Origin of the sequence: Sulfidibacter corallicola (assembly GCF_017498545.1) — a bacterium.
GTDB classification, from domain to species: domain Bacteria; phylum Acidobacteriota; class Holophagae; order Acanthopleuribacterales; family Acanthopleuribacteraceae; genus Sulfidibacter; species Sulfidibacter corallicola.
In genome coordinates this window covers 205,909-217,951 of sequence record NZ_CP071793.1, presented here as the reverse complement: position 1 = coordinate 217,951, position 12,043 = coordinate 205,909, and the positions used below count along the sequence as shown (strand labels likewise).

6 protein-coding genes are annotated in these 12,043 nt (G+C 58.1%); 5 read left to right on the top strand and 1 reads right to left on the bottom strand.

What is annotated here, in order from left to right:
• Positions 1-565 precede the first annotated feature (565 nt).
• A complete protein-coding gene (locus tag J3U87_RS00620) occupies positions 566-2,485 on the bottom strand; it encodes a hypothetical protein (protein WP_237381085.1) in 1,920 nt (639 codons plus the stop codon).
• 301 nt (positions 2,486-2,786) lie between these two features.
• Between J3U87_RS00620 and J3U87_RS00615 the strand changes: the two genes are divergently transcribed.
• The 5 genes from J3U87_RS00615 to J3U87_RS00595 all read left to right on the top strand — a co-directional run bounded on the left by J3U87_RS00615 (position 2,787) and on the right by J3U87_RS00595 (position 12,031).
• Entirely contained in the window at positions 2,787-3,413 is a 627-nt protein-coding gene (locus J3U87_RS00615) for a helix-turn-helix transcriptional regulator (RefSeq protein WP_237381084.1), read from the top strand.
• Between the two features lie 1,316 nt (positions 3,414-4,729).
• Entirely contained in the window at positions 4,730-7,204 is a 2,475-nt protein-coding gene (locus J3U87_RS00610) for a protein kinase domain-containing protein (protein ID WP_237381083.1), read from the top strand.
• Positions 7,205-7,616: 412 nt separating this feature from the next.
• Positions 7,617-8,867 (top strand): HlyD family secretion protein, encoded by a 1,251-nt coding sequence (locus J3U87_RS00605; protein ID WP_237381082.1) that lies wholly within the window; start codon positions 7,617-7,619, stop codon positions 8,865-8,867.
• A gap of 39 nt (positions 8,868-8,906) precedes the next feature.
• Positions 8,907-9,614: an ABC transporter ATP-binding protein gene (locus J3U87_RS00600; RefSeq protein WP_237381081.1), complete on the top strand. Its 708-nt coding sequence runs from the start codon at positions 8,907-8,909 to the stop codon at positions 9,612-9,614.
• A complete protein-coding gene (locus tag J3U87_RS00595) occupies positions 9,611-12,031 on the top strand; it encodes an ABC transporter permease (protein ID WP_237381080.1) in 2,421 nt (806 codons plus the stop codon). The genes J3U87_RS00600 and J3U87_RS00595 overlap by 4 nt, the downstream gene beginning before the upstream one ends.
• Positions 12,032-12,043: the final 12 nt, after the last annotated feature.

Here is a 12,043-nt window from a genome sequence, read left to right as displayed (position 1 = left end):
TGTATTCAACCTGAGCTGCGTCTTGCCGTCGTCAAATCTTGATCAGGAAGGCAGGAATGATCGAAATCAGGAAAAGCAGGACCATGATGTGACACCAAATGCCGATCCTTTCCTGGTTTCCGATGTTCATGCGTTCCTGCTAAATTTTTCGGATGAACGACCCATGGCCCTTCGCCAGAAACCAGGTGTGCTGTTTCTTTCTCGAAATCGAGCGGGTTTGCCCGCTGGTCCGGGGCTCTTATGTAACAAACTCTGTAAAGCTCGAAGATAAAGATAAAAACCTAAAAAGGCGGATGTGCAGGGAGTTCGTCGAAAAATGTCGGCCCGGCGCCCTGGGTGGGCCCGGCACTTACTGCAACGACGCCCCTCTCACAAATGCGGGAACTCCCAAACAATTCGCTTCGATTAGTTACCCACCTGAAACCCGGTGGTCCGGCAATCCGGCCCCCGGCCTGGGCGGCGACTCTGTGGTAAAAATTCTCCCCTCCACCCCTCCGAAAAAGGGGGAGCCCGTCCATGTCCCGGACTCCCCGACCCTAGGTCACATCTCCACGCGTCTCCCTACCTAAAGGGATTTGAGAAATGCCACCAAATCGTCGATCTCCGCAGCCGTCAGGCTCAGGGAGAAATGTTCGTTGTAGTGACCCACCACTTGCGCGAGGTCGGCGAAACGCCCGTCGTGGTAGTAGCCGCCCTTGGCCCGCGCCCACAGGCCAGGCAGCGGCGTGGTGCGGTACTTCTTGGTCGGGCCGCGGTCGGCCTGGAAGCCGTCGATGCCGATCTCCTGCGGCGTGTGCAGGTTGTAGCCCGGCTCGGTGTACAGCGGCGGCACATGGCAACTCGCACAGTTGGCCTTGCCGCCGAACAGGGCCTCGCCCCGTGTCGCCGCCGCAGCGTCGAAACTGCCCGCCGGCGGTTTGGGCGCCGGGATCGCCATCTGGTAGAAGTTCAGGGCGCCCAGCTTGCCCGTGATCAGGTCCTGCTTGGCGCGCACCTCGGCCAAGCCGTCGGCCGCCGCCGCGGGGTACTGCGCCTCGTCGTTCAAGCGCGGGTCGATGAAGGTCCCCTGGCCGTGCATCTCCAGGTTGGCCACGAACGCGTTCCAATAGGTCAGCGAACCCCATCCGTTGTAGGTCGCCATGTTGGTGCCCGACATGCCGAACGCCGCCGGGATCAACACCGCCGTCGAACTCTGGGGCCCGCCCGTGAAGACCCGATCGAGGAAGACGTGGGCGTCGAACTTGCCCGGACCCCAGGCGCGAATCACTTCGCGCAGGGCGTCCTGCGCCGCCTGGTCCTCGCCCAACCCCAGTGAGCGCGTCACCGAACTCAGGTCGGTGGCCAGGGCCGCGATGGTGCCCACTTGCAGGTCGCGGTTGGGCCAGCCGTCGCGGCGGTAACCGATCCCGGGCGCGAAGGCGTCGTCCACCGTCGAATGGCACAAGGCGCAGGTGATGCCGATCGAGGTCAACCTATTCGGGTCCTCCCCGTCGGTGAAGAACCCCTTGACCCCCACGACCGCGTTCAGTTGCAGCAACACCGCCGTCACCGCCGGATCGTCCAGGTCCACCTGGCCCGCGGCCAGGGCCGCGACCACCTCTTGGGGCAAGGCCGCCAGATCGACCTTCAGCCCCACCGCCAATGCGGTCGCCGGACTCACCGCCGCCACACCCTCGTGCAGGCGAATCGTGTCCCCCCAAAACGCCTCGTCGCCGAACGTGTCGTAGCGGAAAATCTCGCGGCCCTCCCGCATCATGCGGGCCACGTTGCGCACGATCTCGCGGTCGAACCCCTCTTCCGCCACCGTGCCCGCGCCCCCGGCCAAGAAGGCGTCCTGACCCAGCGTCCCACGCAACACCAACAAGCCCAGCCGGTTCTTCGAGGACACTTCGAACAGCGAGCCGTCGATCTCGGTGAAATGATCGGCCAGCACCACGCGGATCTTGCCCTTGGCGGGCACGGCCGCGATCGTGACCGCGTCTTCCAGTTCCTCGCCCGAACGACTCAGGTGGCGGATCGTGATGTCGGCACTGCTGCTGCCGGCATTGACCGCGGCGAAGCCGTCGAAGATCGTGGTCCAGTCGGTGCCGTGCATCAACCGCCACGAACGCCCCATCTCCCGGGACTCGTTGACGTGCACCGGCGACGTGGTGCCGGTCTGGGTGTTGTAGGAGACCCGGACCTCGATGCCCGGATCACCCTGGATGAAGAAATGGGAGACGGCCCGTTCGCCGCCGAACAGGGCCTGGGCCTCCTGGGAAACGGTGGTCTTGGCCGGCACGGTCTGGCGAACCGTGGCCAGGGACTCACCGGCTTCGGTATAGGCCTCGAGCAGGACGTAGGCCTCGCGATCGGTTCCGTTGGTGAAGAAGACCTGGGTGTCGAAGCCCCCGTCGGTCCGGGTGAGGTGGGGCACCATGCGCGTTTGGGCCACCGCGAACGATCCGAGAAACAGAAGACAGGACAAGAGAAAACGCGTGCTCATAGCTCCTCCAAGCGCACGGATCGACAGGGCTCCGCCACACGGGGCCGCGCAGGGCGAGGCCTCGTCCGAAAGGGCCGCGACGCCACCCGCGAGGGCGTGGCGCGATCGGTGCGGACACGAGATAGATGACGAAATCTAAAAACCAACCTATATTTCAAACAACACTTAGTCAACAATATTCTTGATTAAGTAGCTTAAGCGCAAGCGCCACAGGCTTTTCGCTTGTCAAATCAGGTCCCCCGTGGGATGGTTGTTACGCGCTTATACCCCGCATTACCTGCCGGTTACCGGGAGATGTTCCGTGACGCACGCACATTGGAATCAGAGCTTGCTGGGTCCCACCCGCTGGCAGCTCGTCTGCCACCTGCGGCGCAAACCTCGCCACGTCAAGGAGCTCGCCGAGCTGCTCGGCGTCACCTCCAACGCGATCCGGCCCCATTTGGTGTCGCTGGAACGGGACCGGCTGGTGCGGGTTTCGGGCCGGGTTCAGTCCGGCGGCAAACCGGCGCTCGTCTACGAAATCACGGAGATCGCCGAGCAGTTGTTCCCCAAGGCCTTCGGTCTGATTTTGAAGCATCTGGTCGCCAGCATGCGCGATCAACTGGAACCGGACGACCTGGAGCAGATCGTGGCGGATACGGCCTGCCGCCTGGCGCGCCTGTTCCCGCCCGCCCGCGGCTCGATCCGCGAGCGCATGAACTACGCGGTGGAGGCGGTGATCCACCTCGGCGGACTGGCCGAATTGGAGGAAACGGAGCGCGGCTTCGCGATTCAAGGCTACAGTTGCCCCCTGGCCGAAGCGGCGGATTGCAATCCGGAGGTCTGCCGGTTGGCCGCGGTCCTGTTGGGGGAATTGACGGGCTTGGAGATCGCGGAGGTTTGCGACAAGGAGAAGGTCGCTTGTCGTTTCGAGTATTTTTCGGAGTAGGTTTTTTTAGGTTTATTCGCGTGGGTTTGTGGGATTTTGTTTACCACAGAGTACGCGGAGTTCACGGAGTTTTTTTGATACGCTGAGTTTGGCTTTTTTTCATCACCAAGAGCGCGGGGTCATGAAGGTTTAGGAGATGATCCTTCGAACCGCTTTCCACAACCACTGGGTCTGTTTTTGTTGAAGCTCAGCATTTTTTGTTTTTTTCTGCGTCTTGCTTATTTGATTTGAATTAATTACCCAAGGCCAGGTCAGCTCAATCGAACAACACACAGCATTTAGCATATAAATATATAAAAACAAACAACTTAGCTAATCATGTATTTTAATTTTTATTTCGTCCAGGTTCCTTTTGTTTCGATTTGATCCGCACCTTAAAACTCAACTTTCATTAATCGAGCTTTAATAAGGTTTTTTTGTAATTCTTTGATTTCATTAAAACATTTTTTCACCTTAGCTTAATTTCATGTTTTCATATCAAATGCAAATCTAATCATTGGACCATAGTCTATTTAATAGATATTGTAATATCTGAATAAAATTTCTCTCAATTTGTTAATATCATTTCCTTTTGTTTATTATCTATGACTCATTATCCGTTCGGCCAATGGGAACTGGCACCGGAGAATTCGCTTTCCCTCTCAGTGGCCTCCGCGACCTCCGTGGTGAAATTTTTACTTCGCACTACCGCCATGCCGGACCGTGCACACCCCTCCCCCCCACGGGATATGCTCCACGGCACAAAATGGGACTCTTTCGTTGTTCGCGGAATGCACCTCCGGCTAGAATGACTTCGACCTCCCCAAGTCTTTTATTCTTAGAGAATTTCAATGCAAGATGTAATTCGTGGGGCCGTCTCGAGTTCATCATCCATCGCAAAAACGTTCGCACGGTTCTTTACAACCGCCTCGCGAAACCGGAGAATGATTTCGAGCCTTGAACACCTCTTCCCCAACCACCAGATAAAACCAAACCAACCACCACCCTCTTTTGCCAACCCGTCACGCCCAATCCCAGGCGTTCACCACCGGATCTGCGCCCCGTGGAACCGCCATTCCGCCCCTGGACGCATGTTTATGGTAAAGAATGCCCTACAATCGATGTTTTCGGCATGGACAACGGTGAACGTCCACGCCAATTCAAGCTAGAATAGGTACATCCGTCCTCTGAGAACCCGTTCCACACCGGCGTTCATCATGAAGGTTCGGTTCCCTTTCATCGATGCAACGTGCTTCCACCCCGCATCGGTCGCGCCGACCCCCTCAGCGGCACCGCCCGAGTGTTTCACCATCACCCAACAGCGGAAGCGGATTTCCATGATTCTCATTGCCGAATACGAAGAAGAATTCAAGCGACAACTGATCGACCTGGTCCAAAACGGCCTCCAGCTCGAGGCACGCGCGGTCATGTCGGCCCGCGACCTGATCGATCAACTGCGCAAGTACGATTTCGACCTGCTCCTGCTCGACGCGAATTTGCCGGACTACCGAGGCACCAATCTGGTGAAGAAGATTCGCGAACGCTACAGCTTTCTGCAACTGCCCATCGTGTCCATCATCCGCACCAGCGCCGAAATCCGTCACCGCGACGAAGTCCTGAACGCGCTGCACTCGGGCACCAGTGATTGTCTCTTCCTTCCCTTCGACGAGGAAATGGCCCTGGCGCGCATCGCCAACTTGGCCAAACTCAAGCAGGAATACCGCATCGTCGCGGGCTGGCAGGAAGGCTCCAACCAAATTCCGGAAGTGGACGACTCGTTCGACCTGACCGAACCGGACGCGAACACCGATCAGGCCGTCTTCGGCCGAAGTCCGGTCCACCCCGCCGGCGCCACCACCGACAGCCCCGTGCCCTGCGAACTGCCGGCCCACCTGATGATCGGGCCAACCACCTATTACACCAAGACCAAGTGGATCGCCGGCGGCCAGGTGCTGCTGCTCGCCTTCGAGAACGTGCCCAGCGTGAGCCTGTCGCGCCTGCGCATCGAAATGGAAGGGCAATCGATGGAGCTGGAGGTCCGCGAATCCCATCGCGAGGACGTGGAAGAACCCGACGGCGGCATGTTCAAGATCAATTTCCGGGTGCTCAACGCCCCCACCTCCTACGACCAACTGGTGAACCAGCTCCGCAACCTGCTGCACGAGCAGGGGCACGATGCGGTCAACAAGGCCCTGCTGCAGCCGCCCGAACCGGAACCGGGCGAGACCCGCGACGAAGCGGGCATGACGCTTCACTTCGGCTCGACCACCATGACCTTCAACATCATCGAAGGCACCCGCTACAAGTACGAGAAACACATCGGCGAGGGCGCCTTCGCTTCGGTCTACCTGGTCCACGACCGGGCCCTCAAGCGTTCGGTGGCGATGAAGGTGCTCAACCGCAGGATGTCGCGCTCGAAAGAGGCCCGCGGGAACTTTTTGTACGAGGCCCAGACGGCGGCCCAGTTCCACCACCCGAACATCGCCTTCGTCTACGAGGTCGGCGAGATCCGCGAGGAACAGTTCCACAAGCACCTGGATTTTCCGATCGAAGTCTACGAGAAACACCCCGAACGGATCATCTACCTGACAATGCAGTACATCGAGGGCGAGACCCTGACCCAGTGGATCCAAAACATGGAAAACCGCTCGGAAGACCGCTGCATCGACGTATTGATGGAAATCGCGAAGGCCATGACCTTCGCCCACGAGAAAGGCGTGATCCATCGCGACATCAAGCCCGACAACATCATGATCACCCCGGCCAACCACGTGATCGTGACCGATTTCGGGATCGCCAACCGCATCGAGAATCCCAAGGACACCGGCGGGAAGAACGTGATCACCTGTACGCCCCGCTACGCCTCGCCCGAGCAACTGTTCGGCGAAGACATGGATGGCCGCTCGGACATCTACAGCTACGGCACCGTGGCCTACGAGATGCTGACCGGCAAGACACCGTTCCCCGGCCGTTCGATCGAGGAAGTGATCGCCGCCAAATACCGCCGGGTTTACGATCCGCTGGACAAGGAACGCGAAGACGTCAGCGGGGAACTGTGTCGCATCGTCGACAAGTGCCTGGCCTTCGAAGTCAACGACCGCTACCGTTCGGCCGACGAGCTGCTGGACGATCTCCAGGAGCTGAAGGGCCAGCACACCACGGGCTCCCACTCGCTGGAGCATTCACTGACGGAACTGATCGATCAGACGATCATGGTCGACGACGAAAAAGCGGCCGGCATCATGCTGGCCCGCCTGGTGGCCTTCCTCAGCGCCCATAAGACGAAAGAAGATGTGGACTCGATCCAGGAGGTCAAACGGAAGCTGTCGGAGCCGTCCCTGCTGCAGGTCCTGATCCAGCGCAACCTGACCAACCAGAACCAGCAGATGCTGTACGAGTACTTCATCGAACTGCAATCCTCGCGCGCGGTGATCGAAATCCTGAATATGTTCAAAAAGGAGCGGGAGACCTGGAAGCGATCGATTCTCGCGGAACTGGCGGTGGTCAGCGCGGGCCGCGATCTGGAGCCGCTGGCCGTGTTCGGGCTGGAGCTGGCGGATCGCGATGCGGCCGTGCTGTTGCGGGCCTTCGGCGAGGTGGCCTCGCAAACCAAGGACCACGTGTTCCTGGTTTGGGCCGGCCACCGCGGCCAGGAAACCCAGCGGCAACTGCTGCGCATCATTCAAACGGTCAGCCGGCCGCGCGATGAAATCGATCGCATCTTGGAGTATTTCGTGTTCCGCGATGGGACCCTTTTCCCCAAGATCAAGACCATGGCCGAAGGCCTGATGCGCGAAATGGGGAACCTGTAGTCCCCCTAGAAACGGATTGATGCATTCAACCTGAGATGGGTCTTGCCGTCGTCGCATCCATATCAGGAAACCCGGAACAATCGAAACCAGGAAAAGCAAGGGCCACCAAATGCCCATCGGTTCCTGGCTTTCGGAGTTCCTGGTTTCTGGGTTCATTTTAAGAAATATGACCCATGACCGTTCGCCAGAAATCCGGCATGGTGTTTCTTTCTCGGAAGTCGAGCCGGGCATCCACCCTTGGCACACCCCTTCGCCGGCCGGGCTAGATCCGAACCGGTGATTTCCCGATTTCACAAAATTCATTTTCCGTTTTCGCGAAGCGCAGGATACCCAGACACACCATCTCCTTTTTAATCAATACGTTGCATCATGGCACCGCGCTTGCCCCTGCAAACGTCTAGAGAGGTGGAACATGGATATTGCCATCACTGCAAAGAAAACGGATTCGAGAAGAAAGCGGCTCCTCGTCGCAGGACTCGTTTTGCTGACGGTCATGTGTTTCGCACGGATGTCGTGGCCCCAGAATCGTTCGGGCATTTCGCGAACCAGCATTTGGACCGCACCCGTCCATCGAGGCGAACTGCATTTCGAAGTCACGGGATACGGTTACCTGAAGTCGAAAAAGCAACGCATGATCACGGCACCGACCGATGCCACCGTTCACGAGATCTTCTTGAAACCCGGCGATCAGGTGAACGCCGAGAGTATGATCATGCAGCTCGGCAACCCCGAGTTCGCACAAAAGGTTCGCCAGGTACAACGCGAATGCGACACGCTTCAAAATCGGTATCAGCTACTCGAGGCCCAGCAGAAGCGCGAAATGTTGGCGCATCGTGCCGAATACGAAAAACTCGCCGCCGAATGGGAATCGGCCGAACTGAACGTCAAAGCCCGGGAACGGCTCTTCAAAAGGGGATTGATCTCCACCCTGGAGTTCGAGCAAGCAAAACTGCTTGCACGACAGTTGTCGAAGCGTCGCGACCTGGAGTCCACCCGATTGCGCGAACTCGCCAACGTCCACCGTGAAACCCTGCTCATCCAACGGAACATCATCCAGCAACAAACGGAATACCTCCACTCCCTGAACCAACGTTTGGAGAGGCTCCAGGTCAGGGCCGGCATCGACGGTGTCGTGCAAAAATTGGCGTTGGAGCCGGGCCAAAGCGTCAAGGAAGGGCAAACGATGATCGTCGTCTCCAGCGTGGCGGAACTCTACGCGACCCTCAATGTATCCCAAGCCCAGACGGATGCCCTACACATCGATCAACCGGCAAGAATCAAGACACGCGCCGGCGAATTGGCGGGTCGCGTTTCCAGAATCAGTCCGGTCGTCGAGCGCGGCTCCCTGACCGTCGAAATCGCCCTGGACGGCACCGCGCCCGAAACACTGCGACCGGAAACGCCCATTGAAGGTTCCATCCAAACAGGCCACGCGGAGAACACGATCTACGTCCAAAAACCGGCGAATGCCTCTCCTGGCTCTGATATGCTTTTGTACCGTTTATCTCCAGATGAAAGCTACGCCGAACTGGTCCGAGTGACACTGGGTCGGGAAACTCGGGAATATATGGAAGTCATCGCGGGCGCCCATCCCGGTGATACGCTCGTCCTTTCGGATTTATCGTCACTCAACGGAAAAAAACAGCTCCATTTCGACAACTGAAACACGACCGTTCTGACCAAAGCATCAAAGGAAAAAAGCATGCAAACCACAACGATGATCGAGATGAGAAACATTACTAAAATCTTCAGAACGGAAGAATTGGAGACTCACGCTTTGCGGGGTATCGACCTGGAGATCGAAGCCGGTGAGTACGTCTCCATTTCGGGACCGTCCGGTTGTGGGAAGTCGAGCCTCTTGGCCATTCTGGGACTGCTCGACAGTCCGACCGAAGGTTCCTATGTCATCGACGGTCGGGATGCGAGCAATCTCGGCGTCAATGCCCGTGCGGTCTTGAGAAACGAAAAAATCGGGTTCGTCTTCCAGGCATTCAACCTCATCGACGAGCTCAATGTCTTCGACAACGTCGCCCTGCCGTTGCGCTACCGGACGCCCACCCCGTCAGCCAAGGACATCGAGCGAAAAGTGATGTCGGTGTTGACCGACGTCGACATGGCCCATCGCCACAAACACAAACCGAACCAGTTATCTGGAGGCCAGCAGCAACGCATCGCCATCGCCCGTGGCCTCGTCGGAAACCCGAGCATTCTCCTCGTGGACGAGCCGACCGGGAACCTGGACTCCAAAAACGGGGACATGGTGATGGACCTGCTCGCGCAGCTCAATGCGCAGGGAACCACGATTTGTATGGTGACCCACGATCCAAGATACGGAGACATGGCCGGACGCCAGTTGCACCTTCTCGACGGTCAAATGCTGGAAGCCGTGGCATTCGCAGGTGCCGTATGAAGCATCACGACCTCCAAATCGCCATCCAGAGCCTCAGGCGGCGGCCAGGCTTCGTCATGACCGTGATGCTGACATTGGGTTTGACGTTGGGTGCCGTCATCAGCGTTTTCAACTTGAATGTGGTACTCATGATGAAGCCGCTACCCTACCCGGCTCCGGATCGGATTTTCATCACGGATCATTACTATCAAAGTCCACAGGGGAGAACCGATTCCGGGTTTAGTACCCTGCCAGGACTTTTGGAATCCTATAGAACACAACAGGTTTTTCAAAGTTATAGCATTATGAGCCTGGACGCCGTGCGGTTTCTGGATCAAAAAACCGAGCCAAAGATTTCCGCACTGTTCACGACGCCCGAATATTTCGAGATCCTGGGTACCTCCATGACGCTCGGTCGACCGTTCGAAGCATCGGAACGCCTGGACACCCACCACCCCGTGGTGATTTTGAGCCATTCGTTCTGGAAGACCCGCCTCGAGGGGGCCCGAGACGTGTTGAACCGGTCCATTCAACTCGGCGACGTTCACTACCGCGTCATCGGCGTCACTTCCAAAGATTTTCGTGCTCCGGACGAGCCAGGCGAGATCGACGTGTGGCTCCCTTGGGATTTTCACGGGTTCAATGCCATGCAGTTGGAGAATTGGGGGAACACCAAACGCACCATTATGGGCCTGGGCCGCCTTTCTCCCGCGGTTTCCGAACGCGAGGCTTCCGATCGCCTCTCGCACCTGCTCGACCGCACCTACCAATCAAAGTTGAGTCCCGAACTTCGCCGCCTCGATCGCCAATTCAAAGTGAATCTCGTGCCCCTGGAAACGCGGATGTTGGGAGACAGCAAGCAACGAGCCCTTCTTCTGTTCGGGGCCGTGTTCATGCTGCTCCTGATCGCCAGCAGCAATGTGGTGAATCTGTTCTGTTCCCGAGCGGCGGAAAAACAGCGCACGCTGGCGATTCAGGCCGCGCTCGGAGCGAAACCGGTCGATCTGTTTCGCGCACTTTTCGCCGAAAGCCTCATTTTGTGCATCGCCTCCAGCTTGCTGGGGCTCCTCGTGGCCGCCTGGTGTTTCGAGCTCATCCGCATGCTCGCGTCCGCCCACTTCGCCAGGCTGGACGAACTGTCCCTGGACATCCCCACCCTTTGCTTTTCGATGGCCCTATGCGTGACCCTTGCGGCCGTTTTCTCGCTCTTCGCGGTGAAACTGATTCGTTACGAGGACCTTCGAATCCAGCTCCAGGCGAGTGGGAAGGGTTCGGGTATGCAAATATCCAAGTTCACCCGCAATGCGTTGGTGACGTGCCAGGTCGCGGTCACCGGTGTTCTCCTTTCCGGCGCCTTCGCATTGCTGCAACAATCTTTGTCCGTCATTTCCCAACCACTGGGTTTCGAAAGCCACAACCTGGTGAGTGTGCGGCTCGACGCGAAAGAAGGCATGATCGGCAGCGACGAAATCGACCATCGACGACGGATCATGGCTGATTATGCCCAGGCCCTCAGAGCGATGCCCCAAGTCGCGCAATGCAGTTTTTCTTTTACCTCTCCCATTCGCACGGGAATGTCCACGCGCTACAGCGACGTCGACAATCGCGAATATGGTGACTTCCCCATCAACTTCGTCGACCAGCGATATCACGAAGTCGTGGGTATCGAATTATTGAGAGGCCAGTGGTTTACGTCCGATCACATCCGAAACGACGACCCGGTCGTCGTGCTGAGCGAAAGCGCCGCCAAGCACATCGAGCCCGAAGGTCGCGTCCTGGGCACGTTGATCTACGACGGGAGCGGGGTACCCAAGAAAGTCATTGGCATCGTGAAGGACATCGCGGTTCCGGGTCGCGCCGAGGAGATTCGATCGCGCGATGCCTACTTGACCTATGTGCCTTGGAACATGCACCTTCTCATCCGATTGAAGCAAGGCGGAAACACGAACCACCTGATACGCCAGACCCTGGCCGACGTCGATCCTTCCCGTCGCGTCGCGGAGATCGTCCATGTCGACGAGCAACATCGGCGCATCATCGCCCGCGACCAGGTGAATGCCGGCGTTGCCAGCGGGTTGACCCTGCTCGCGTTGCTCCTCGCCGGTGCCGGCATGTTTGGCGTGTTCCATTACGGAAACCTCATGCGGCGCTTCGAGTTCGGGGTCCACATGTGTCTCGGCGCCCAGACCCACCAGATCGCGAAACTCGTGGCTCGCAGTCACTTTCAACCCGTGTTGCTGGGTCTCGCCATCAGTGTCACGGCGGTGTTGTTCTTGCGATCGTGGTTCGACCAAGCCGCGGACGCGTGGTTCCACCAAACGGCATCCTCCTTGTTCATGACCGTCCCCGCTTTACTGATCACCGCATTTTTCGCAAACTACTTCCCGCTGCGAAAACTCTTCAAGAGCAACCCGGTCCAGGCATTGAGAAACGAATGATCGTGCCGGAAA

Coding starts and splice junctions, on each gene's coding strand:
- J3U87_RS00600 (WP_237381081.1), top strand. CDS start 8,907: ATGCAAACCACAACGATGATCGAGATGAGAAACATTACTAAAATCTTC.
- J3U87_RS00610 (WP_237381083.1), top strand. CDS start 4,730: ATGATTCTCATTGCCGAATACGAAGAAGAATTCAAGCGACAACTGATC.
- J3U87_RS00595 (WP_237381080.1), top strand. CDS start 9,611: ATGAAGCATCACGACCTCCAAATCGCCATCCAGAGCCTCAGGCGGCGG.
- J3U87_RS00605 (WP_237381082.1), top strand. CDS start 7,617: ATGGATATTGCCATCACTGCAAAGAAAACGGATTCGAGAAGAAAGCGG.
- J3U87_RS00620 (WP_237381085.1), bottom strand. CDS start 2,485: ATGAGCACGCGTTTTCTCTTGTCCTGTCTTCTGTTTCTCGGATCGTTC.